Origin of the sequence: Nocardioides dubius, assembly GCF_039528155.1 — a bacterium.
GTDB lineage: Bacteria > Actinomycetota > Actinomycetes > Propionibacteriales > Nocardioidaceae > Nocardioides > Nocardioides dubius.
Genome location: NZ_BAAALG010000017.1, coordinates 67,272 through 90,497, shown reverse-complemented (window position 1 = coordinate 90,497; position 23,226 = coordinate 67,272). Strand labels below are relative to the sequence as shown.

21 protein-coding genes are annotated in these 23,226 nt (G+C 72.2%); 4 read left to right on the top strand and 17 right to left on the bottom strand.

Annotated elements, in window-relative coordinates:
• Positions 1–97 precede the first annotated feature (97 nt).
• The 8 genes from ABD151_RS20295 to ABD151_RS20260 form a co-directional block, all read right to left on the bottom strand.
• The gene (locus tag ABD151_RS20295; protein WP_343996677.1) at positions 98–790 is read right to left on the bottom strand and encodes a GNAT family N-acetyltransferase; all 693 of its coding nucleotides are present in this window, start codon (positions 788–790) and stop codon (positions 98–100) included.
• 65 nt (positions 791–855) lie between these two features.
• Positions 856–1,350, bottom strand: coding sequence for a hypothetical protein (locus tag ABD151_RS20290; RefSeq protein WP_343996676.1), 495 nt, complete (start codon positions 1,348–1,350; stop codon positions 856–858).
• Positions 1,351–1,361: 11 nt separating this feature from the next.
• Positions 1,362–2,420 carry a S66 family peptidase gene (locus ABD151_RS20285; protein ID WP_343996675.1) on the bottom strand — a complete coding sequence of 353 codons (1,059 nt, stop codon included), beginning with the start codon at positions 2,418–2,420 and terminating at the stop codon, positions 1,362–1,364.
• Complete coding sequence (locus ABD151_RS20280) at positions 2,417–2,839, bottom strand: VOC family protein (protein ID WP_343996673.1); 423 nt, start codon at positions 2,837–2,839, stop codon at positions 2,417–2,419. The genes ABD151_RS20285 and ABD151_RS20280 overlap by 4 nt, the downstream gene beginning before the upstream one ends.
• Positions 2,840–2,932: 93 nt before the next feature.
• The gene (locus ABD151_RS20275) at positions 2,933–3,151 is read right to left on the bottom strand and encodes a hypothetical protein (RefSeq protein WP_343996672.1); all 219 of its coding nucleotides are present in this window, start codon (positions 3,149–3,151) and stop codon (positions 2,933–2,935) included.
• Between the two features lie 254 nt (positions 3,152–3,405).
• Complete coding sequence (locus ABD151_RS20270) at positions 3,406–4,371, bottom strand: oxygenase MpaB family protein (protein ID WP_343996671.1); 966 nt, start codon at positions 4,369–4,371, stop codon at positions 3,406–3,408.
• 121 nt (positions 4,372–4,492) lie between these two features.
• On the bottom strand, positions 4,493–5,719 hold the full coding sequence (gene kynU, locus ABD151_RS20265; protein WP_343996670.1) for a kynureninase: 1,227 nt from the start codon (positions 5,717–5,719) through the stop codon (positions 4,493–4,495).
• Between the two features lie 51 nt (positions 5,720–5,770).
• Positions 5,771–6,766: a hypothetical protein gene (locus ABD151_RS20260; RefSeq protein ID WP_343996669.1), complete on the bottom strand. Its 996-nt coding sequence runs from the start codon at positions 6,764–6,766 to the stop codon at positions 5,771–5,773.
• Between the two features lie 44 nt (positions 6,767–6,810).
• Here ABD151_RS20260 and ABD151_RS20255 point away from each other — a divergent pair, with 44 nt between their 5' ends.
• Positions 6,811–7,080 (top strand): DUF6916 family protein, encoded by a 270-nt coding sequence (locus ABD151_RS20255; protein WP_343996668.1) that lies wholly within the window; start codon positions 6,811–6,813, stop codon positions 7,078–7,080.
• A 33-nt stretch (positions 7,081–7,113) separates the two neighbouring features.
• Here the strand turns inward: ABD151_RS20255 and ABD151_RS20250 are convergent, their stop codons facing one another.
• From ABD151_RS20250 to ABD151_RS20220, 7 genes are all read right to left on the bottom strand, one after another.
• A complete protein-coding gene (locus tag ABD151_RS20250; protein ID WP_343996667.1) occupies positions 7,114–8,355 on the bottom strand; it encodes an ABC transporter substrate-binding protein in 1,242 nt (413 codons plus the stop codon).
• Positions 8,352–8,831, bottom strand: a complete 480-nt coding sequence (locus ABD151_RS20245) for a GNAT family N-acetyltransferase (protein ID WP_343996847.1) — start codon at positions 8,829–8,831, stop codon at positions 8,352–8,354. The genes ABD151_RS20250 and ABD151_RS20245 overlap by 4 nt, the downstream gene beginning before the upstream one ends.
• A gap of 5 nt (positions 8,832–8,836) precedes the next feature.
• Entirely contained in the window at positions 8,837–9,361 is a 525-nt protein-coding gene (locus ABD151_RS20240) for a phage tail protein (protein ID WP_343996666.1), read from the bottom strand.
• 11 nt (positions 9,362–9,372) lie between these two features.
• A complete protein-coding gene (locus ABD151_RS20235) occupies positions 9,373–9,873 on the bottom strand; it encodes a phage tail protein (protein WP_343996665.1) in 501 nt (166 codons plus the stop codon).
• 11 nt (positions 9,874–9,884) lie between these two features.
• The gene (locus tag ABD151_RS20230) at positions 9,885–10,382 is read right to left on the bottom strand and encodes a phage tail protein (protein ID WP_343996664.1); all 498 of its coding nucleotides are present in this window, start codon (positions 10,380–10,382) and stop codon (positions 9,885–9,887) included.
• 10 nt (positions 10,383–10,392) lie between these two features.
• Complete coding sequence (locus tag ABD151_RS20225) at positions 10,393–14,136, bottom strand: Ig-like domain-containing protein (RefSeq protein ID WP_343996663.1); 3,744 nt, start codon at positions 14,134–14,136, stop codon at positions 10,393–10,395.
• 601 nt (positions 14,137–14,737) lie between these two features.
• Positions 14,738–17,575: an ATP-binding protein gene (locus ABD151_RS20220; RefSeq protein ID WP_343996662.1), complete on the bottom strand. Its 2,838-nt coding sequence runs from the start codon at positions 17,573–17,575 to the stop codon at positions 14,738–14,740.
• A 160-nt stretch (positions 17,576–17,735) separates the two neighbouring features.
• Between ABD151_RS20220 and ABD151_RS20215 the strand changes: the two genes are divergently transcribed.
• Entirely contained in the window at positions 17,736–19,670 is a 1,935-nt protein-coding gene (locus ABD151_RS20215; RefSeq protein WP_343996661.1) for a hypothetical protein, read from the top strand.
• 141 nt (positions 19,671–19,811) lie between these two features.
• On the opposite strand, the gene ilvD is transcribed toward ABD151_RS20215, so the two are convergent.
• Both ilvD and ABD151_RS20205 read right to left on the bottom strand, forming a co-directional pair.
• Positions 19,812–21,491 (bottom strand): dihydroxy-acid dehydratase, encoded by a 1,680-nt coding sequence (gene ilvD, locus ABD151_RS20210; RefSeq protein WP_343996660.1) that lies wholly within the window; start codon positions 21,489–21,491, stop codon positions 19,812–19,814.
• Between the two features lie 97 nt (positions 21,492–21,588).
• On the bottom strand, positions 21,589–22,047 hold the full coding sequence (locus tag ABD151_RS20205) for an SRPBCC family protein (protein WP_343996659.1): 459 nt from the start codon (positions 22,045–22,047) through the stop codon (positions 21,589–21,591).
• 52 nt (positions 22,048–22,099) lie between these two features.
• Here ABD151_RS20205 and ABD151_RS20200 point away from each other — a divergent pair, with 52 nt between their 5' ends.
• Positions 22,100–22,975 carry an EamA family transporter gene (locus tag ABD151_RS20200; RefSeq protein ID WP_343996658.1) on the top strand — a complete coding sequence of 292 codons (876 nt, stop codon included), beginning with the start codon at positions 22,100–22,102 and terminating at the stop codon, positions 22,973–22,975.
• Positions 22,976–23,015: 40 nt separating this feature from the next.
• Positions 23,016–23,201, top strand: coding sequence for a hypothetical protein (locus tag ABD151_RS20195; RefSeq protein WP_343996657.1), 186 nt, complete (start codon positions 23,016–23,018; stop codon positions 23,199–23,201).
• Positions 23,202–23,226 lie beyond the last annotated feature (25 nt).

The window sequence follows — 23,226 nt, the reverse complement described above, 5'->3', positions numbered from 1 at the left end:
TGTTCCCGCCGAACTTGCGCTTGTTCCCGCCGAGCTTGCGCAAGCGCAAGCTCGCGCCCCACAAGGGCAAGCTCGCGCGCTACATGCGCAGGCTGGGCTAGGAGCGGAAGGAGGCCAGCGAGCGCTGCTGCACGCCGTCGGGGAGGTTGGCCGGCGCGAGCCACGCGTCGAGCGCTGCCGCTCGCGAGGGCCACTCGTCGTCGATGATCGAGAACCAGGCGGTGTCGCGGCTGCGGCCCTTGTAGACGACCGCCTTGCGGAAGGTGCCCTCGTAGGTGAAGCCCAGGCGTTCGGCGGCTGCGCGCGAGGCGGCGTTGAGCGCGTCGCACTTCCACTCGTAGCGCCGGTAGCCGAGCGTGAAGACGTGCCGAGCCAGGAGGTACATCGCCTCGGTGGCAGCGGCGGTGCGCTGCAACCGACGGCCCAGGAGGATCCCGCCGATCTCGACCGACCCGGAGGCCTGGTCGATGCGCAGGTAGTTGGCCAGCCCGCAGGCCACGCCGTCGGCGTCCCGGATCACCACGGTGACCCGGTCGGTGGCCAGCGCCATCTCGTCGATGAAGTCGATGAAGGCGGCCCGGTCGGCGGGCATGTCGACGCCCAGCCAGGTCCACAGCGAGGCGTCGTCCTCACCTGCGAGCTCGGCGTAGAGCTCGTCGGCGTGATGTTGCAGCAACGGCTCGACGCGGCACCAGCGCCCGGCCATCACCATCACGTCGGGGAACGGGCACGGCACCCATCCGGGCAGCGCATCGCCGATCGGTTGACCGAACTCGTTGGCAGGACTCACCCCGTGACCTTAAGTCGCAGGTTGCGGCCAGGGTTCCAGCGGTCCCCATCGTGGACGTCGATGGCTCACTCCGCGGGATAGGCGAACCGGGTGACGCGCACCCGCTTCGTCCGGTAGCCGGGCTTGGTGAAGACGACCCGCGCGGTGACCCGCTTGCCGGCATAGGTCCAGGTGGTGCCGTCCTGGGCCAGGCGGGAGCTGGCCAGGCGGAACGACTTGCGGTGCCTGCTCCTCGTGTTCGGCACCTTGGCACGCTGGGTCTTGATTCGCGTGCTGCCGGCGTACCAGCGCACGGTGACCTTGAACCGCTTCACGGTCGGCCGGAACTCGTCGTAGAACTGGTCGTAGCACGGCAGCGACGAGCCGTCCTCGGCGTAGAAGTGGCCGGCGGAGACCTCCAGGTTCAGGCTGAGCCCGGCCTCCCAGTCCGGCGGCATGTACCAGGCACAGGTCTCCGCCTTGCGGAAGACCTTCTTGCCGGCCTCTGCGGGCGTGGCCAGACCCGTGCCGAGCGATGCGGTGAGAGCCCCTGCTGCGATGACGCCGATGGCACGCTTCATGGCACACGACGCTAGCCCGGACGGGCCGCCGTCCGCTGGGTTTCGGCGCGGCTCGCCGCCAGGTCCTGGTGGATGCTGCCGACCCCGTCGCGCACCGTGACCGTGGCCGGCACGCCGTTGACGAGCGGCAGGTACGGGGCGACGTGACCACAGTCGACGTCCAGGATCACCGGCACCTCCAGGCTGCCCAAGGCGTCGCGGACGGCGTCGTGCTGGGTCCAGCTCGCGCCGTCCGGTGCCGCCGGACGACCGATCAGCACCGCGTTCGCGTCCGCGAACCAGCCCGCCAAGCGGAAGCCGTGCAGCGCTCGCGCGACGTCATAGGGGTTCCACTCGCAGGCCTCCAGATAGACCAGCAGGCCCTCGCCGGCATGCTCGCGACCGAAGGCGGCGACGTCCGCGTAGGGAGTGGCGGCCAGCGGACTGAGCACCTCGATGCAGCCTCCGATCACCCGGCCGGTGACCTCGACGTCGCCGCCGGAGAGAACCTGCCAGCCGCCGGGCTCGTCGAGCCGGTATCGATCCACACCCGGGTGGCGCGCATAGTCGACGAAGCCGTGGCGATAGCGACCGGGCGACTGCTGGTCGACCGCCGTCTCCGCCATCGCGACGTCGACCCAGTGCGCCGTGCCCTCGACCGCGCGATAGGGCGTGTCCATCAGGTTGCCGCCGTGCAGGGTGGCCCAGCCCGAGCGCAGCGTGAGCGGGACCATCACCGTGGTCAGGTCGGAGTAGCCGACCAGCCAGCAGGGATCGGCCGCAGCCAGCGCCTCGAAGTCGAGCAGGTCCAGCAGGTCGATGCCGGTCTCACCGCCCCACGGCGGCACGACTGCCGCGATCGCAGGGTCGAGCAGCATCCGCATCAGCTCCTCGGCGCGCTCCTCGCGAGGCGCCGAGACGTGCGAGGGGGCGCCGATGCAACGCCCCACCTCGACCTCGAGGCCGCGCGCCTCCAGGCTGCGGACGGCGACCGCGAGCCGTTCGCGCAACTGTTCGGGGACGCCGCTGGACGGACTGGTGACGCCGACCCGGTCGCCCGCGCGCAGGGCTCGTGGCAGCCGAACGCTCACTGCTCCTCTCCCAGCACCAGGCGCCCGATCGGGCCGGGGTTCCAGGCGATCTCCCAGCGGAAGCCGTCAGGGTCTGCGAAGTAGCCGGTGTAGCCACCCCAGTCGCGGTCCTCGGCCGGCGCGACCTCGGCTCCGGCTGCGGCAGCGACGGCCAGGACCTCGTCGACCTCGGCCCGGTGCGGCACGTTGTGCGCGAGCGTGATCGGCGCGACGCCGTCACCGCGGACGATCGGGCCGACCTCGCGCTCGAAGGCGCCGGCATCCCACAGGGAGAGGACGAGTTGCGCCCCGGCGCGGATCATCAGCACCTCGCCCGGCACGTCGAGCTCGGCCCGCCACCCCAGTCCGTCGAGGTAGAAGGCTCGGGTGGCGTCGAGGTCGGCGACGGCGAGCGTCACGAAGCTGATCCGCTGGTCCATGACCCCACCCTCACGCACGCCCCGGTCACCCGCCAACCCGAACCGCTCGGCGCTCCGTGCCGAACCGGTCTTCGCGTCAGGGGCGAGCCGGGGTCAGCGCTTGCGGCCCAGCACCAGGTAGCCGACCGGCCCGAACGGCTGGATCGGCAACGCGAGGCCCCACAGGATCTTCGAGCCCCGGACCTGGTCGGCCGGACGGTCCTTCAGGTCCTTGCCTGCCCACACGCTCAGGGCGATCTGCACCGCCGAGAGGGCGACGACGCCAGCCTGCTGGGTGCCGGTCAGCTCGGAGAACTTCTTCTTCTTCGCCATGGCGACAAGGTAGCGAACCGCCCAAGCCTGCGCGGCGGTGGTCGGGTTCAGGCCCCTGGCGAAGCATCACGCCTGCACCCTCGGCTGCCATTTCTGCAACCTCGGCTGGCATCGGTGCGCCCTCGGCTGCCATTTCCGCAACCTCGGCGGGAACAAGCGCAGGTTCGGCGGGAACAAGCGCAAGCTCGGGGGGAACAAGCGCAGGTTCGGCGGGAACAAGCGCAGGTTCGGGGGGAACAAGCGCAAGTTCGGGGCTAGGAGGGCGGGGTCGGGGCGAAGGTGGTGAGCTGGGGCTTGGCGTAGGCGGCGCGGAGGCGCTCGTACCGGTAGCGGTTGTAGGCGAGCGGCTCCATCAGCAGCCACGGCGGGAGCACCCGGCGGAACAACCGGATGCCGGCCAGGTAGAGCCGGTACTCGCGCTGCCGAGCCCGGGTCCAGCGGACCCCGAGCAGCTCGCGCATCCGCGGGTGCGCCGCGCCCTCGCCGCAGATCCGGGCCGGGCGCGACAGGGCCGGGGTCAGCGCCCGCCAGGCCGGGGTGATCAGCAGGTGCAGCCAGCGCGGTCCGATCAGCGTCGGCACCGGGAGCGCGTCGAAGCTCGCGTTGGCCCAGTGCAGGAACTCGTTGTCGGCCAGCACGGTGCTGGCGACCTGCTCGTAGTAGGCCTCCATCTCGGCCACCGTCCGCGGCACCTCGCTGCGGGCACTGGCCAGGTCGACCTCGCTCATCACCAGACAGGTCCGGTAGACGACCTCGCGCTGCTCGGCGTCGAGTCCGGCGCCGTAGGTGGCCAGGTAGCCGTTGTAGAAGACCAGCATGCTGCTGGTGCCGACCCACTTCCACACGTCCGGGTTGAGCGCACTGAACCGCTCGCCGGCGAAGTGGCCGGTGCCCTTGCCCCGGACCGCTCCATGCATCTGCTTGAGGCGATCGGCGGTGGCGCGCCGGTCGGCGTCGTCGCCGAAGAGCAGCAGCGGTCCCCAGAGGTAGCTGCGAATGCCGCGGTTGGTGAAGTTCTCGGCGAACCGTCCGGTCGCGTCGACGGCGGCCGCCACCTCCCGGTAGGCGACCTGGTCGAGGGCGAGCCGCCCGAAGAGGCCGAACGCGACGGGCATCCCCATCCACCAGCGGACGTCGTCAGCGAGCTCGTGGTGCGGCTGACTCGGATGCCACGGCGGCACCTGGCCGGCCGTCGTCGAGCCTTCGACTGCGAGCGGCATCGGCACTCCCCGGAAGTTGACAACACGTGTTTCCAGTTGAGCGTACCGTAACTCCGCTGCGCTTGCCCCTGACTCAATGTGACCTCAGAGCGCGCTCAGCGTGGAATTTCGAGCGCTGAGGTCACATTAAGCGGGCGGTGAGGAGCTCGGCGACCACGCTCAGGCCTCGGGCCACCTCGGCAAAGCTGGTGGAGAGCGGCGAGAGCCCGATCCGCAGGCCGTCCGGCTCGCGGAAGTCCGGGATCACGTCGCGCTGCCACAGCGCTGCGGTCACCTCACGCATCCGTGGGTGCCGCAGCAGCACGTGGTTGCCCCGGTCGGCCGCCGCACGCGGCGAGCCGACCTGCACCCCCAACGGTGCGAGCAGCTCGTCGCTGATCGCGATCGCGAACTCGGTCAGCGCCACGCCCTTCGCCCGGACCGCCTCGATCCCGGCGTCGGCGAAGACGTCCAGGAAGGCGATCAGCGGCTGCATCGCCAGCACCGGCGGCGTCCCGGTGAGGAAGCGGCGCATCCCGTCCGCGGGCCGGTAGCCCGGCCCCATCACGAACGGCTCGGCGTGCCCCATCCAGCCTTGCAGCGGCTGGCGCAACGCGGCCTGGTGCCGGACGGCGACGTAGCCGAACGCCGGCGACCCCGGGCCGCCGTTGAGGTACTTGTAGGTGCAGCCGACCGCCAGGTCCACTTGCCAGCGGTCCAGCTCGATCGGCACCGCACCCGCCGAGTGGCACAGGTCCCACAACACCAGCGCACCGGCGCGATGCGCGGCAGCGGTGATCGCCGCGACGTCCGCGATCTGCCCGGACTGGTAGGTGATGTGGCTCAACAGCACGACCGCCGTGCGCGGCCCCAGCGCCGCCGTCACCTGCTCGGTGCTCAGCTCGGGCGACGGCGTCAGCCACCGGAGGTCGAGGCCGCGCTCGGCGGCGATCCCCTCCACCAGGTAGCGATCGGTCGGGAAGTTCGCCTCGTCCACCACGATCTCGCAACGCGCCGGATCGAGCGCCTGCTGCCGGTCGACGGCGGCGCGGAGCAGCTTGTAGAGCATCACCGACGTCGAGTCGGCCACCACCGTCTGCCCGGGGGCCGCGCCCAGCGCCAGCACGCCGATCCGGTCGCCGACCGCGAACGGCAGCTCCATCCACTCCTCGTCCCAGGAGCGGATCAGCCCGCTCCCCCAGGCTCCGGTGACGAACTCATCGAGCCGCGAGCGCACCGCGCGCAGCGGCCGGCCCAGCGAGTTGCCGTCCAGGTAGACCAGGTCGCTGTCGCTGCCCTCGAAGAGCGAGCGGAAGTGCGCGATCGGGTCGGCGGCGTCGAGCTCGGCGGCGCGGCGGCTGAGATCCATTGATGCTCCCTGCGGTGGTGGCTGCGTGGGCAGGCTACTGCGCCGCGCCCGCTACTCGCGGCGTTCGGCGCGGCTGATCTCCTCGCCGAGCCACCGATACGCGACCCGCACGCTGATCGCCCGCTGCAGCTCGTCGGTGATCGAGGAGAAGAACTGACGCCGGTAGGTCTCGTCGGTGACCGCGTAGACGGCGAAGTAGAGGCCGCTGAAGGCGGCCAGGAAGGTGGCGACCTGGATCAGCTCCCGGTTGACCAGCCAGAAGACCGGCTCCACCGGATGCCCCAGCCAGCCCTCGATGACGGCGTCGTCCATCGCCACCAGCCCGAAGGCGATGAAGAAGGCGAACATCGCCAGCGCCAGCAGCAGCACCTGGGTCATCTGCGCGACCAGCAGCACCAGCATCAGGTTGGCGCGCTGCAGCCCGGTCACCGTGGCCTCGGCGCGCAGCGCGACGCCGGCGCCCGCCAGCGCCTTGGCGGTCTCCTCCAACGGAGTGCCCTGGCTGGCCCGGACCAGCCGGTCGGCGTCCAGCTCGTCGTCGAAGTCGGCCAGCTCCTCGGGCAGCCGGCTGAGCAGGAAGAGCACCGCGATCCCGGCGAAGAGCAGCACGGCTGCCCACATCACCCCACCGTCGAGGGTGTCGGCCACCTGCCACACCTCGGTGTTGATGAACAGGAAGGTGACGAAGAGCAGCAGCATCGGCAGCGCGCGGGTCACCAACGGCACCACCAGCTCCAGTGAGCCGAGCGTCTCGCGGGCGGCCCAGCCGAACCAGAGCCAGGCCTTCAACGCCAGCAGACCGTAGGCGCTGACCACGATCGCCAAGGTGGTGACGCCGGCCGAGATCCCCAACGAGACCTCCCCCGACCAACGCCCGGCGACCAGGCCGACCAGCGCCCCGAGCAGCACGCCGACGGCCAGCAGGCTCAGCATCCGGCCCCGTTGCAGGCCGGCCAGCGCCTGCGCCCGCAACGAGTCGACGAAGTAAGGCAGGCCCTGGTCGACGAACCACTCCTCGGCGGCACTGCGGGTCTGGGCAGGTGTCATGGGCAAACTCTCCCACCTCCTCGGCGTCCGGCTACGGTTGTCGGGTGCCGATCACCTATGCAGCCCTCGCCGCCCGACTCGGAGCCGAGATCGAGATCGAGACCTCGGCAGGGCCGCGCACGCTGCGGGTCGTGGAGGCCGTTGCCAACCCGGACGGGCATCCGGGCGGCTCCCTGCTCTTCACCGGGCCCGAGGGCGAGGAGCTCGGCCAGGACAGCTATCCGGCCCAGGTCGGCGATCAGAAGGACCTGCTCTTCCTGGTCCCGATCGGCCCTCGCGACGGCGTGCTGACCTACCAGGCCATCTTCGGCTGATCCGGTTGCGCGCCGGCTCAGGTCAACGCCTGCTCAGGTCGTCAGGTATTCGTTGAGATAGCCCGAGGCGGTCCTGCCCCGCAGCACCTTCGCGGTGGCCCGGTCCCCGGCGATCCGCGGCCGCGCGACGACGGCCCGCAGTCGCGAGGCGCCGTCCACCCGGCTGATCCGGTAGACCGCGAGCGGGGTGGAGACGGTGCCCAGGCGCGGATGGACCTTCTGCACGCCCCGGACACCGGCGACCCGTGCCCCGGCCAGCACCGCCGGCAGCGACGACCAGCTCCGCGAGCCCAGCCGCCGGGCCCCGGCCGCGATCAGCAACGCGGTGTCGTAGCCCAGGATGGCGTAGGCGTCGGGACTCGCGTGCCCCCGGCTGCGCAGCGCACGTGCCAGTGCCCGACGCCGTCCGGCGTCGGCCTGGGGAGCGACCAGATGCAGGCCACGGCCCCGGGCCCCGAGCGCGGTGATCGCCCCGGACTCCGCGGCCAACGGGTCCAGCACGATCGGCACCCCGACCCCGGCACCCCGCAGGGCGTTGACGATCTCGGCGGCGCGGGTGCCGGTGGCGCAGACCCCGATCACCTGCGGCCTGCTCGCCCGGACGTCGGCCACCAGGTCGGCGAGCCGGGTCGCGCCGTGGGTGAGGCTGGTGCCGACCACCGTTCCCCCGGCGGCTGCGAAGCCGCGTTGCAGGGCGTAGACGCTGTCGTAGCCGGCGTCCGGACCGGCCACCACCACGTGCATCCGGCGGCCGTGGGCGCGGCGCGCCCAACCGCCGGCCGACATCGCCGACTGCCAGTGCTGGGTCGAGACGTGCAGCGCCCGGGGTGCCGCGGCGACCGTCTGCTCGTCGACGACGTGCGCGCCGGAGTTCGCCACCACCAGGGCCACCTTCGCCTCGGCGCAGAGCTCGCCGAGCCGGGCCGCGGTCGGTGTGCTGAGTGCCGCCACCACGACCTGGGCACCGGCACGCACCAGCTCCTCGACGGCGGCCGCAAGGTCCTCGTTGCTGCTGGTGGTCTCCGCCCGCAGGATCCGCGCGTCGGCGACGCCGAGCCCGATCGCCAGGCCCGCTGCCAGCGCGTCGGCCCGCCGAGCGACCCGCGGTCGCGTCGGCAGCCGTTCGGCCAGCACGCCGACCCGAGGCCGGCGTCCGGGGGCGGCCTGGGCCGGGGCAGTCGCGGACACGGCCCCGGTCGCGACCAGTGTGCCCGTCGCCAGGGACCCGCCGACGAGGGTGCGCCGGGTGAGGGTGGGTTCGGTGTGCTGACTCATTCGGTGCCCCCACAGGGTTCGCGGACCAGGAAGTGGTCCGTGCTGTCGTCCGGGCCGCTCGGCTCGAACCCGGCATCTGCATAGAGGGCGATCGCCCCCAGGTTGGTGCGATCGACCTGGAGCTCGAGGACCCGCTCGTCGCCGTCGGCACGGGCGCAGATGGCCCGCATCATGGTCCGCCCGTGGCCACGGCGACGGTGGTCGGGATGCACGCCGATCCAGGCGATCCGGCGCCGCCGTCCGCGGCTGATCACCGCTCCGGCGATCGGCTCCCCGTCGTGGAACAGCGCCAGATACTCCGGTCGTGCGACGTCCTCGATCATCAGCGTCCACCCCCGCAGCTGGACGTCGGCCAACTGCTCCGAGAGCGCCGGATCGAGCCCCGTCGTCGCCAGCTGGTGGTAGCGGTCGGCCCAGAAGACCGAGGTCACCGAGGCCTGGTCGCTGCGCACCACCTCGTCGATCTCCCCCTGCATGATGCTCACCACCGTGGTGGGAAGACGCCTTGGAGGGCGATGCAGTAGTTGAGGGTGAGGTAGGGCATCAGATTGTTGTGCGGGTGGTCGCCGCCGCTCGGGGTCAGCGTCTGCGGAGCCATGGTGGTGGTGGGGCCTCCGCCCGGGGCATAGGCGGCTCCGGAGCCCGGCGCGGCGAGCACCCGGGTGCCGGTGGGTGCCCGGAGATCTGCCGACGTGCTCGCTGCCCGGACCTGGTGGGCGTGGGTCGGCATCTCGGACTGCAGCAGGGTGACCGTGGCACTGCCGCCGGTCTGCCCCTCGACGTACTCGCTCAGCCCCGGGCCCTGGCCGGCGCTCATCGCCACCTGGCCCTGCAGGTCCGGCAGCGCGAAGTTGGTCTGCCCGTTCCCGCCGTACATGGTGCCGAGCAGGGAGAAGAGTGCCGTGTTCTGGCTGATCGGCAACAGCTGTCCCTGGCACAGCGCCCACCCGCGGGGGGCGAAGTTGAAGGGGAAGAGCCGGATCTCGGCCACGAAGGGGTCTGCCATTTCCCACGCTCCTAGGACTGTGAGGGAAAGATGCCGAAGAGGCTGATGATGTAGTTCAGGGCCAGGTACGGCTGCAGGTTCTCGTGCGGCTGCGAGCCGCCGACCGGCGTCACCGCCGAGGGAGCGAGCAGGGCGTCACCCGCGCCCTCGCTGTAGAGCCCCTGCGGCCCGGCTGCCGGCATCGCTCCGGCGGGCGAGTTCACGGTGCCGGCGCCGGGGTTGGCCAGCAGGGCGTGACTGTGCGAGGGCAGCTGCTGCGCGGTCAGGGTGACCTGCTCGACACCGCCGGTCTCGCCGATGGTGTACGTGTTCCCCTGATGGATCGGAACGCGCCCCCGCAGGTCCGGAAGCCGGAAGGTGCTCTGCCCGTCGCCGCCGTAGGTGGTGCCGATCAGGGCGTACAGCGTGTCGTACTGGCTGATCTGGAGCAGCGCGCCGTTGCAGAGCATCCAGCCGTTGGGTGGGAAGTTGCCGGCGAAGAGCCGGAGCTCGCCGATGTAGGGATTCGCCATGATCGCTCCTCTCAGTCTCGGGACGGGTAGATGCCGGCCATCGCGATGCAGAAGCTCATCGTCAGGAACGGCTGCCGGTTCTCATGCGGCTGGGTGCCACCGACGTTGGTCAGCGCATCGGCGCGGAGCGCGACCACGCTCCCCGGTGGGCGATAGCCCGCCTTCGCCGCCGCCAGCAGATTGCCCGCCGGTGCTGCACTGGAGGCGCGGGCGGTGCTCGCCGTCAGCTGATGGACGTGGGTGGGCATCTCAGCCAGGGTGATGGTGTGGGCGGTCTCGCCACCCGTCTGGCCCAGGTCGAATCCGTCGCCCCATCCCAACGGCACCCGGCCGCGCAGCTCCGGGAGCGCGAAGGTGGTCTGCCCGTTGCCACCGTAGGTGGTGCCGAGCAGTGAGAAGAGTGCCGTGTTCTGGGCGATGGACAGGATCTGGCCGTTGCACAGCGCCCAATTCTTCGGTGGGTAGGCGAACGACATCAGCCGGATCTCGCCGAGGAACGGTTCTGACATGGGATTCCGATCAGTTCGGGGTCTGACAGGGCATGTTGACGAAGCTCCCGGACACCTGCGCGGACACCTCGGCCGACGAGCTGGTCGGATTCCGGCCGAGGAGATAGCCCTGAACGCCCGAGGCACTGGTGCTGCTGCCCGCGTAGCCCGGCAGCCTCAGCTGGCCGTACGGCTTGCGGAGCCGGAGCCCGGCCATCGTGCCGCCGCCGGTCGCCACGTTCCCGGCCGTGTCCAGGCAGGAGACCCCGGTGTCGGCCGCCTGTACGCCGAACTCGGCGCTGATGCCGTACTCGGCCGTCGCGGCCCGGTTGCCGACCACGTTGCTGACCACGGTGGCGTTCAGGGCGGCCGCCCCGCCGGTGGCGCGCAGCCTGATCCCGGTCCGGCACCCGGAGATGTTGTTGTTGGCGATCCGGGTGACGGCCCCCAGAGTGCCGTCCTCGTTGGTGACCCGGATGCCGTCCACGAGTGCGTTGCAGGGAGCCGCCGCCGTCCCGATCCGGTTGCCCTCGATCGTGCCGCTCAGCACGCCGCCGCCGGCAGCGCCCAGCGCGGCGACCGCGATCGCGGCCACCGAGCTGGCCGGGACCCCGGTGATCGTGTTGTTGCCGACCGCGTAGCGCAGCTGGCCGCCGAAGCCGGTGTCGGTCTCCAACACGATGCCCTGCCCCCAGGCGTCCGGGGTGTCTCCGGTCAGGGTGTTGTTCTGGATCCGTACCGGGTCCAGAGCGCCACCGCGCGCGAGGACGTGCAGGTGGTCGTCGAGGTTGCCCGCGAACTGCCCGCCGCTGACGGTGAGGCTGCCGGTGCCGGTCGCCTGCTCGAGGTGGAGTCCGTCCCCGGCGCTGCCGCTGACGGTGAGGCCCTCCAGGGTGATCGCCGACTTCAGGCCGCTGAGTCGCACGCCGTCCGTCGTGGAGGTGGCGATGGTGCCGCCGGTGACCTTCAGGCCGCTGCCGGAGACACCTGACGCGACGATGCCGCTGGGTGCTCCCGTCGAGGAGACCTGGGTGAAGGCGGAGGTGCCCGCGGTGGCGACGTCCTGCAGGGTGAGCGGGGTGCCGGTCGTGGTGACCAGGGTGTTGTCGGCCTCCCAGCGGATCGTGCCGCCGGTCGCCGCGAACGCCGGCCGGGGCCCGGTGCGCAGCCCGAGCGGCTGGGTGAAGGCGACCGTTCCTCCGGTGAGCGTGGAGGTCACGCTGACGCCGCCGGACTGCTGACCGGTCTCGGTGCTGATCGCTGCGAACCGGACCGTGCCCGAGGTGCGTCCCGCCACCGCGACGGCGACGTCGGGTGCGGCCGCGGTCCAGGTCGGCAGGCTGATCGGAGCGAGCACGTCCAGGTCTCCGCCACCGCCGGTGATCGTCACCGCGCGGCCACCGGCGGCGTCGATCGTCACGCTGCTCTCCACGGTGGCTCTGTTGACGTTGGTCGCGCTGAGAGCGGCGGTGGTGCCGGTGGGCGCGATGGTCAGGCCCAGCACACGGCTGTCCTGCGCGAGCTGCACCAGCGCGCCGCTCGCGGTGCCGGCGAGCGTGCTCGCCCCGCCGGCCGGCAGCAGCTCGACGCCGTCGACGACCAAAGCTTGGGCGGCCCCGATCAGGGTCTGGCCCGCCTCCAGTGCGAGGCCGGCGGCAGGAAGCCCGGGGCTGCCTGCGGCGAGCCGGATCACGTCGCCGGGGGCGTCGCCGTCGAGGGCCCCGCTCAGCGCGCCGAGCGAGGTCAGCGGTGCCCAGGCGGTGCCGGTGCCACCGGCCGGTGCGGCGGCATCGACGTACCAGACGGCGACGTCGCGCAGCCCGATCGTGATCGTCTCGGAGACGGTGTGGGTGCCGTCGGTGACCTGGACGTCGAAGGAGTCGTCTCCCCCACGAGCCCCGGTCGGCGGGCGGTAGCTGAAGCGGCCCTGTGCGTCGACCGTCGCGGTGCCGCCGCGGGTGGTGGCCAGGCCACTGGCCGCGACCACGCTCAACGCCTCCCCCTCGGGGTCGGCGTCGTTGGCCAGCGGCAGTGCGCCGTTCAGGGTGACGGCGGGAGCGGTGGCGACGAGGCCCAGCACCGCGGGAGTGTTGCCGATCGCGCCCGAGTAGCTGTCAGCCGAGGTCACCGGCGCCTCGTCGACGTCGTCCACGGTGATCGCGAGAGTCTCCACCACCGGAGCGTCGATGCCGTTGTCGGCGGAGACCGTGAGGCTGATCGTCCCCTCGGCCTCGTGGTCGTAGGGGCGGGTGCTTCGCAGCTCCGTGCCGACCACGGTGGCCGGGCCGGCAACGACCGTGAGGTCGTAGCTCTCCCCCGTCTCTGCATTGGGGGTGCTCAGCTCACCGATCACCGTGCCGCTCGGCGCGTTCTCGTCGATCCGGGACGGCGTGAGCACGATCTCGGCGTCACTGAGCGCCTTGACGCTCACCGTCTTCTCGAAGGTGGCTCCACCGCGGTCGGCGACCCGGACCGTGACAGCCCGCCGTCCCGGTGTGAGCACGCGGGTGGTGCGCAGCTCGGCGCCCACCATGGTGAACTCCGCCCCACCGGTGACCACGGTGAAGGCGTGCTGCTCGGCGGCATCGGGATCGATCACGTTCTGCGCGGTGCCGACGACGAAGCTGGCCGGGGCGCCCTCGGGAACGTTGACGACCGAGAGGTCGAATCCGGTCGGCGCCTCGTTGACGTCGGCGATCTGGACCAGCAACGCCTGCTCGTGCACCACTCCGGCGCGGGTGACCTCGACCCTGATGGAGGCGCTCGGGCTCGCCTCGTGGTCGAAGGTGACGGCCGTCAGCAACTCCTCGCCGGAGAGGGTGAAGTCAGCGTTGTCGGCGTCGCCCTCGCCACTGACCAGGCGGTACTGCGCCTCACGGACGCTGTCCGGCGCCGCCGCCAACCGACCGACGGAGGTGCCGGGAGCGCTGTTCTCGACGACCCGGGCCGGGGTCAGCGCCAGGCCGTCGACCCCCAACGGAGCGACCTGAACCGTGAAGGTCCGCGCCATGCTGCGGCCGAGTCGGTCGCGAGCCTCGACCTTGACACTGAGCTGCGCCGCGGCCGTGACATCCGGCGGGCTGGCGACCAGCAGGCGCTGGCCGGAGATGCTGAACGCGGCGTTGTCGGCGCCGCCGGCGCTGAGCCGATAGGTCAGCCGGTCGCCGGCGTTGGCGTCACGTGCGCTCAGCGTGGCAGCGACCGTGCCGACGGGGGCGCCGTCGACGATCTGCAGCCCGGTAGCGCTGAGGGCGGTCGGCGCGACGTTGCCGAAGACCCGGCGCCGCTCCTTGCCGCGGCACTTCGCCGCTCCCTTGACCCACCGCGCGGCACGGTCGGTGCGCGCGCAGAGGGTGAGGCTGGTGTTGCTCGGGACGGTGACCTTCTTGCCCCGCGTGCGCTTGCAGGCCTTGGTCTGCTTCTTGCTGGTGGCGTCGGTGACGCCGCCCTTGCGCGCCAGGCACCAGGAGGTGCGCTTGGCGACGGTCACGGTGACCTTGCGCTCGCGGCCCTTGCAGCTGCGCCCGGCCGGAACCCGGATCGCACCGCCGCGCTTGGCCGCGCAGACGACGGTCGGGGTGGTCGCGGCCGCCCGTGCGGTGACCGGGGGCGCAACCTGGGCGGGTCGCGCCGGGTCACCAGGTGCCACGGATGCCGCGGACTGCGGGGCGTCGGTGGGTGCCGTGGGGTCCGCGCCGGCAGACGGTGCCGGCAGGGCCCCGACAGCTGCCACGAGGAGAAGCAGGCCGAGGACCCGTGCCAAGGAGGTTCGCATGGTTGGTCACTCGATTCGCAAGGAGCACGACAGAAGACCCGAGAAGGGTCCATCCTCACTCCGTCGCGGACCGCGTCCAAGCCGAGTTCCGGCAATTCCGCCGCTCGGCGAACGGAACCACCCACCTGGGCCATCAGCACCCGGGACCCTCGGCACCGTTCGGGCCAGGCCCGCCTGACCCACACCCCTGGCCGACGGCCTTGGCTAGGTACTCGCCACGGATGTCCCGCCGGCCCGGTCCGCGCAGAGTCGAGGACGACGCGCGACACCGAGTCCGACCCGAGGAGGTCACCATGCCGGCACTGGTGAGGGTGCGCATCGAGAGCGGGGCGGTCACGACCGTGGCGATCGTCCAGCGTGAGCTGCTCGGCTGGCTGCGCCACCTGCCGGGCTTCGAGGGCGCCCGCCTGCTGTGGGCGAGAGGCGGGCTGCTCACCCTGGTGATCGAGACCGACTCCGCGAGCTCGGCCGACGCGCTGGCGAGGGCGGTCGCCGCTCTCCCCGCGGCCGGCTCCTGGCGGATCGAGGAGGTGCTGGTCGCGGAGGAGGTCGCCGGCCGGGCGAAGCCGCNNNNCCCGCCACTCCCCCGGGCGCCGGGCGATCAGCGCGCCAGGTGAGCGGCGAGGTCGGCACGGCCCCGCGCCCCGGTGCGCTGCAACAACCGGGCCACGTGCACCTCGACGGTGCGCACCGAGAGCACCAGCCGATCAGCGATCGCCTGGTTGCTCAGCCCCGACACCACCAGCTCCAGCACCTCGAACTCGCGCGCGGTGACGCCGATCCGGCTCAGGTGCGCGGGCACCCGGTCGCTGCCCGGCATCCGGCGCGGCACCGCCACGCCGGCCTCGCGCATCAACGCCCGGCACGCCGCAGCGCCCTCGCCCTGCCCCAGCTCCACCAACCGCTCCAGGCCCTGGCGGAACCAGGTCTGCGGCTCACCCCAGCCGTCGCGTGCGGCCTCGCGCGCGACCACGATCCGCAGATGCGCCTCCATCCAGGGCAGCGGCCCGGGCTGGGTCCAGTCGGCGTCCGCGAAGAGCCGGGCGGCCTCCTCGCCCTGGCCCCGGCGACCGGCGGCGACCGCCTCCGCGAACTGGAGCGCGAACCAGTTGTGCGGACTGGATGCCTGCTCCCCGGCCCGGACCTCGGCGCGCGCCCGCTCGCCCGCGTCGCCGTCGCCGAGGGCGGTCTCCAGCAGAGCCCAGATGCCGCGCATCGAGAAGAGCTGACCCGGGTGCGCGCGGTAGAGATCCATCGCCGTCGCGAACTCGGTGCGGGCCAGCTCGTAGCGACCGCGGGCCAGCGCCACGGGTGCCCGCACATGCCCGTGCTCGCCGGCGCGAACCACCACGTCGTCGGGGTCGACGGCCTTCCCGGCGGCCAGGTCGCGCTCCATCTCCGCCTCGCGACCCGCCAGGCCGTGGCCGAAGGCCCGCAACAGCAGGGCCGGGCCGTGCAGCGGAAGCCGGAGCCGCGCCAGCTGGGCCACCGAGGCGTCCGCGGCCAGCATCGCCCGCTCCAGATCGAACTCGCGCAGCCGGAGCACGTTGAGGTCCAGCTCGAGCCGGGCCGCGGTGGCGACCGCCCCCGAGGCGAGCGCAGCGTCCCGGGCGGCGACGAAGCGCTCCTCGCGCGGGCGCCGTCCGGCCAGCTCGACGCTGACCAGGCCGCTCAGCAGCCGGCTGCGCCAGTGGTCCGAGCCGAGCACATCGGCGCTCCGGTAGCCCTCCTCGAAGGCGACCTCCGCAGCCACCACGTCACGCCCACGCTCGACGGTGCCGATCACCTCCCAGGCCTCGCAGGCGAGCTGGTCCGCGGCCGGGCCCAGCGCGGCGAGCGCGGCACGGGCCCGCGCGACCGCCGCATCGAAGCGGGCGTTGCCGTACTCCACCCATGCCCCGAGCACGTCCGCCGCCGGCCGCAGCCCGGGGCTGCGCACGGTCTCCAGCAGCCGGGCCGCCTCGTCGTAGCGGGCCCCGGTGACGGCGGCGCGCGCGAGCCGCACCGCCACCTCCTCACGCTCGGCGGCCGGTGCGCCGGTGGCCTCCAGCCGCGCGAGCAGGGCGCGCCCCGCAGCCAGCGCCGGCTCCACCTCGCCGGCGAAGGACCACACCTCGACCAGGGCGCCGGCGATCTCGGTCGCCGCGTCGCTGTCGGGCTCCGCCGCCTCCTCGGCGCGGGCCAGCATCTCCCGGGCCGTGGCCAGCGCACCGCGGCGGATCGCGTCACGCGCGGCCGCCAACCAGGCACCCGCCGCCTCCTCGCGACGCCCGGCCTGGCTCAGCAGCTCGGCGAGGACGGCGTCGTCGACGCTGTCGCCGCCGGCTGCGGCGCTGGCCAACAGCCCGGCCAGCGCCCGCTGCTCCGGCACCAGCAAGGTGCCGCGCACGATCTCCCGCACCAGCGCGTGGCCGAAGGCGAAGGCGTCCTCACTGGCGACCACCAGCTGCTGCTCGACCAGGCCGCGCAGCTGGCTCAGCGCCTCCACCTCGGCGCTGCCCAGGGCCCGGGCGACCAGGCGCCAGTCGAACTCGGCACCCAGCACCGAGGCGGCGTCCGCGAAGCGTCGTGCCGACGGGGACAGCCGCTCCAGGCGCTGCTCCACGTTGCGTGCCAGGCTCGGTGGGATGCCCGGCTGGAACGGGGTGCTGGCCTGCCAGCCCGCATCGCCGCGGACCAGCGCCCCAGTGCTGATCAGGCCCGCGAGCTGCTCCTCGGCCAGCAGCGGCAGGCCCTGGCAGTGCTCGGCGACGAACTCCGCGACGCCGACCGGCGGGGCGTCGTCGAGGCAGGCGGCGACCAGGCCGCGGACCGCGGTGACGTCCAGGGAGCGGAGCCCGACGATCCGGGCCGCGCCGCGGTTGGCGAGTGCGTCGGCCACCTCGTCGACGCTCCCGCTCTCCTCGGTGCGGACCGTGGCGATCACCAGCATCGGCACGTTCTCCAGGTTGTCGCCCAGGTACTCGACGACGGCCAGGGTCTCGGGGTCGGCCCAGTGCAGGTCCTCCAGCACCAGCACCGTCGCGGTGCCGGGCAGGTGCGTGCCGAGCCGCAACAGCCCCTCGCCCAGCAGCAAGAGCGAGGTGCCCTGCTCGCCGGCGGGGTCGACGCCGAGCTGCGGCGCCAGCCGCGCCAGCGACGGACGGAACGGCGCCAACGCCGGGTGCTGGGGCAGCTCGTGCTCGCGCAGCCAGGCGAGCATCGCCTCACCGAACGGGCGCAGCGGCGTCGGCGTGCTGCTGCGAGCCGCCCGCCCGGAGAGCACTGCTGCGCCCCGCTCCCGGGCTGCTCGCGCCGCGGCGTCGACCAGCCGTGACTTGCCCACCCCGGCGTCACCCCGCAGGAACACCAAGCGCCCCGACCCGCCGATCGCGTCGTCGACCATGCGCCCGAGGTCGTCCAATTCCTCGTTCCGCGCGAGCAGAACCGGACACTTCACGCCGTCAGCATAGGGGCGTCGCCGGGCCGCCGTGGGCGGTTCTGGGGTGGCGCCACTACGTAGCCGCAGGCGTTGACTACGTGGCCGGCACCGATGTCTCGCACCCGTTCGACGACGGAGGTTGGAGCCACGAACTCACCATCTCGAGGAAGGCACCACCATGCGAGGCACTCTCATCGGCGCCCTGGCCGCTACCGCGGTCGGCGCCGCCGTCCTGACTCCCCTGCCCACCCAGGCGGCGGGCTGGACGAACTCGGAGTCGGTCAGCGGCAACGGCTCGCTGCCCCAGGATGCGGAGGTCGCGATGGCCGCGGACGGCGACGCCGTCGCGGTCTGGCTGCGCAGCGACGGGGACCACGACCGGGTGCAGGCCGCCTCCTCGGTGGGCGGCGACTGGTCGGCACCGGTCACCGTCTCGGATGCCGGCACCGACGCGCACACCCCGTCGGTGGCGATCAACGCGGCCGGGGACGCCGTCGTCACCTGGTCCTCGCTGGACGCCGCGAACCGGATGCGCCTGGCCGCCTCGCGGCGGTTGGCCAACGGCGTCGGCTGGGACGGCCGGGCGTTGATCTCGCCGATCGACGAGGACGTGACCAGCCGCGCGGAGGTGGCCCTGGACGCGTCCGGGCGACTCCTCGCCGCCTACGGCGCCGCCGACGGCGCCGACAACCAGGTCCGGGTCTCGTTGCAGAAGAAGGGCGCCGTGCACGCGACCAGCGTGGTCTCCGACGACTCGGCCTTCCTGCCGACCCTGGCCGCTGCCCCCGACGGCACCGCCTATGTGGCCTGGTACGACGTGCAGGGCCCGCAGAGCCAGATCCGCGGCAGCCGACTGGCGGCCGGCTCCTCGACCTGGGCCGCCTCCACCGGGGTCTCCTTCCCGGGCCAGCACCTGCCCTTCGTCGACGCGGCGATCAGCGCCGACGGCTTCACCACCGTGGTCTACGCGGGAGCCCAGGGCGACGACACCCGGATCCAAGCCACCAAGATCCAGCCCAGCGGCGTGGTGGGCGCCCCCAACTTCGTGTCGCCGTCCGGCCAGGACGCGATGCTGCCGAGCGTCAGCCAGAACGACGACGGCACCGCGATCACCGCCTGGCGCTCCACCGACGACGGCGATGAGGGGATCGGCTACGCCACCCGGGAGCGGACCGGCGAGTGGAAGGCGGGCACGGTCTCGCTTCCCGCCGCGGTGACCACTCCGGGCGCGCCGCGCACCTCGATCAGCGCCCGCGGCACCTACCTGATCGGCCTGTCCGGCAACGGCCGGCAGCTGGCCGCCTACCGGGCGCACCCGTTGCAGCCGTTGACCGTCTTCGACAGCGGACCTCTCGGCTTCGTCAGCGAGGCGACCCGGGTCGCCGGTGACGGCCAGGGCAACGTGCTGCTCGCCGGGGTGATGAAGGCGGCGAACCCGGCCCAGGGCCAGGTGCATGCCAGCGTGCTCGACCTGGCCGGCCCGACGACGTCGCTCGCGGCGCTGCCGGCACACCGGATGAGCGCGAAGCACGTGGTCGCCTGGAGCGCCTCGGATCGATTCTCAGCGGTCGCGAGCACGGATCTCTGGCAGCGCAGCGCGCGCTGGAACGGCGGCTTCGGCGCGGCCACCCCGGTGGTCCACGACAGCGCCGGCTCCAGTGCGGTGGCGGGGCTGCTGCCGGGCCGCACCTACTGCTACCAGGCGCAGAGCACGGACGGCGTCAGCAACCTCGGCCTGCTCTCCGCGCAGCGTTGCACGACGACGCCGACCGACGACCGCACCGCGAAGCGGAGCGCGGGCTGGAAGAAGCGCACCGGCGCGAAGCACTACCGCGGCACGGTGCTGGAGACGCGCCGCAAGGGCGCCCGGCTGGTCTACCCCGGCGTCCAGGCCAAGCGGGTCGCGCTGGTGGTGGCGAAGGTGCGCGGCGGCGGCACGGTCAAGGTTCGGTTCGCCGGCCGCAGCTGGACCCGCAAGCTGTCCGGCTCGGGGGCTCGCAAGGTGGTCACCCTCGGCACCTTCTCCGGAGTGCGCACCGGCAAGCTGACCATCACCGTGACCAGCCGCACCGGCAAGCGGGTCCGCATCGACGGCGTCCTGCTCGCCCGCTGACCCGCCCCCACGAACGAAGCCGGTCCGTCCCCTGTGGAGACGGACCGGCCTTCGTGGGAGATAGTCCCTGACGTTTTCGTGGTTTTGGAACGCAGAAACCACGAAAACGTCAGGGACTATCCAGAAGAGAGCGTTCTGGTGTCAGCTGGTGACGGCGCCCTTGCTGGCGGACTGCACGAGCTTGGAGTACTTGCCGAGCACGCCGTGGGTGAACTTCGGGGGCTGTGGGGTCCAGCCCTGCTTGCGCTGCTCGAGCTCGTCGGCGTCGACGTGCAGCTCCAGCGAGCGGTTCGGGATGTCCAGGGTGATCCGGTCGCCGTCGCGGACGAACGCGATCGGGCCGCCGTGGCTGGCCTCGGGGGCGACGTGTCCGATGCACGGACCGGTGGTGCCACCGGAGAAGCGGCCGTCGGTGATCAGCAGGATGTCCTTGCCGAGGCCGGCACCCTTGATCGCGCCGGTGATCGCCAGCATCTCGCGCATGCCCGGACCGCCCGAGGGGCCCTCGTAGCGGATGATCACGGCGTCGCCGGCGACGATCTTGCCCTCGGCCAGCGCGTCCAGCGCCTGGCGCTCGCGGTCGAAGACCCGCGCGGTCGCGGTGACCACCTCGGCGTCGAAGCCCGCGGACTTGATCACCGCGCCCTCGGGGGCCAGCGTGCCCTCGAGGATGGTCAGGCCACCGGTCTTGTGGATCGGCTTGTCGACCGGGAAGATCACCGCGCCGTCGACGCTCTTCGGGTTCAGCGCCTCGATGTTCTCGGCCATCGTCTTGCCGGTCACGGTCAGCACGTCGCCGTGCATCAGGCCCGCGTCGAGCAGCGCCTTCATGACTACCGGGATGCCGCCGATCTTGTCGACGTCGGTCATCACGTACTTGCCGAACGGCTTCATGTCGGCCAGGTGCGGGACCTTGTCGCCGATCCGGTTGAAGTCGGCCAGCTCCAGGTCGACGTCGGCCTCGCGGGCGATCGCCAGCAGGTGCAGGACGGCGTTGGTGGAGCCACCCAGCGCCATGGTGATCGCGATCGCGTTCTCGAACGCCTCGCGGGTCATGATCTGGCGCGCGGTGATGCCGTGCTTGAGCAGGTTCACCACCGCCTCGCCCGAGCGGTGCGCGAAGCCGTCACGACGACGGTCCACCGCCGGCGGCGCGGCCGAGCCCGGCAGGCTCATGCCCAGCGCCTCGCCGATCGAGGCCATGGTGTTGGCGGTGTACATGCCGCCACAGGCACCCTCGCCGGGGCAGATCGCCTTCTCGACGCGCTTGACCTCGTCCTCGGTGATCTTGCCCGCCAGGCAGGCGCCGACGGCCTCGAAGGCGTCGATGATGGTGACGTCCTTGCCGTCCACGCTGCCCGGCATGGTGGAGCCGGCGTAGAGGAAGACGCTGGACAGGTCGAGGCGGGCAGCCGCCATCAGCATGCCCGGCAGCGACTTGTCACAGCCGGCCAGCAGCACCGAGCCGTCCAGGCGCTCGGCGCTCATCACGACCTCGACGGAGTCGGCGATGACCTCGCGGCTCACCAGCGAGTAGTGCATGCCGTCGTGGCCCATCGAGATGCCGTCGGAGACGGAGATGGTGCCGAACTCCAGCGGGTAGCCGCCGGCCGCGTGCACGCCGTTCTTCACGGCCTTGGCCAGGCGGTCCAACGAGAGGTTGCAGGGAGTGATCTCGTTCCACGAGGACGCGACGCCGATCTGCGGCTTCGCGAAGTCGTCGTCATCCATGCCTACCGCACGGAGCATGCCGCGGGCGGCCGCCTTCTCGATACCGTCTGTGACGTCGCGGGACCGGGGCTTGATGTCGAACTCACTCATGTCCCGCATCGTAGACCTGCGGCCTGCATCGCCGGCCGGGGGTGTCCACGCCTACGAGACGATCCCACCTCACCAGGTGGACGGCTCCGGGCCGCGCTCAGCGGCTCTGCTCGACGGTCTCCTTGAGCTGGCGCAGCCCACGCTCGAAGTCCTTGCCGACCATCTTGTCCATGCTGAACACCTTGCCGAGCAGCTTCATCAGGCCGTTCTGCTCGCCGCGCATCTGCCAGGTGATCTCGGTGCCCGCCGCCACCGGGGCGAGCAGGAAGGTGACCTGGTTGACGGCCTTGAACGGCTTGAGGAAGGTGAGCTCCACGTCGAGCCGCGCGGGCGCGGAGTCGGTGATCCGCATGCTGCCGGCGCCCGCCTTCCGGTTGCCGCTCCAGGCGTAGCTCGCACCGACGCCGTGCTCCGGTCCGCTGAAGGTGCGTGCCATGGCCGGGTCCAGGCCCTCCCAGGGCGACCAGGAGCGCCAGCGGTGGAAGTCCTCGATCCACGGACGGATCTGGTCGGGGTCAGCAACGACCGTGATGCTGCGCTCGACGAGGAATGGCATGCTGCGAAGCCTAGGACGATTCCGCCCCAACAGACCAGCAGGAGGAGACCGCGTGCGCCGTGCCGTGCTCTTCGTGCTGATCGGCATCGCCTCGGTGCAGGTCGGCGCCGCGCTCGCCAAGCACATCTTCGACCAGGCGGAGCCGGCCACCCTGGTCCTCTTCCGGCTCGCCACCAGCGCTGTGCTGCTCGGGCTGGTCGTCCGGCCCTCGCTGCGCGGTCGCAGCCGTGCCGACTGGCTGGTGGTGCTCGGCTATGCCACCAGCCTGGCGGTGATGAACTGGTCGATCTACCAGTCCTTCGCGCGGATCCCGCTCGGGCTCGCGGTCACCATCGAGTTCGTCGGACCGCTCTCGGTGGCACTGCTCTCCTCGCGTCGCGTCCGCGACCTGCTGTGGGTGGGGCTCGCCGCCGCCGGCGTGGTGCTGCTCGGCTTCGACAGCTCGGCCATCGACCCCGTCGGGGTCGGCTTCGCGCTGCTGGCCGGCGCCGCATGGGCCGCCTACATCCTGCTCAGCGCCAACACCGGACGACGATGGCCCGGCCTGGACGGATTGACCGTCGCCAGTGTGATCGCCACCGTCTGGCTGCTTCCGGTCGCGCTCCCCGCAGGCGACCCGGCGCTGGTGGACCCGCAGATCATCGGGGTCGGGATCGCGATCGGCCTGCTCAGCTCGGTGATCCCCTACAGCCTGGAGCTGGCCGCCCTGCGGACCCTGGCCCCGGCCACCTTCGGCATCCTGATGAGCCTGGAGCCGGCCGCCGCCGCCCTGGCCGCGCTGGTGGTCCTGGGCGAGCAGCTGAGTGGGTTGCAGTGGCTCGCGATCGCCGCGATCGTGGCCGCCTCGGTGGGCGTCACGGCCAGTGCCCGCGGCGGGTTCACACAAACGTCATCTGACGTTGACGCGGTAGTAGTCCCCGATCCCTAGGTTTGAGGGCAAGCCCCCCTTCTCTCCCCGGATGGTCGCCATGTCGCACTTCCGCCTCCCCCTCACCCTGATCCACTCCTGGGCCGTCGCCTCCCAGCAGGGCGCCCGCCGCAATGCCATGGTCGCTGCCACCGACCTGGCCGCCCGGCGCGCCGAACTGCTCGACGTCCAGGAGTTCATCGTCGCCGCGACGCAGCGCCACCACGCGCTCGCGGCACACGCCTGATCGAGCCTCAGCGGGCCGGATCGGC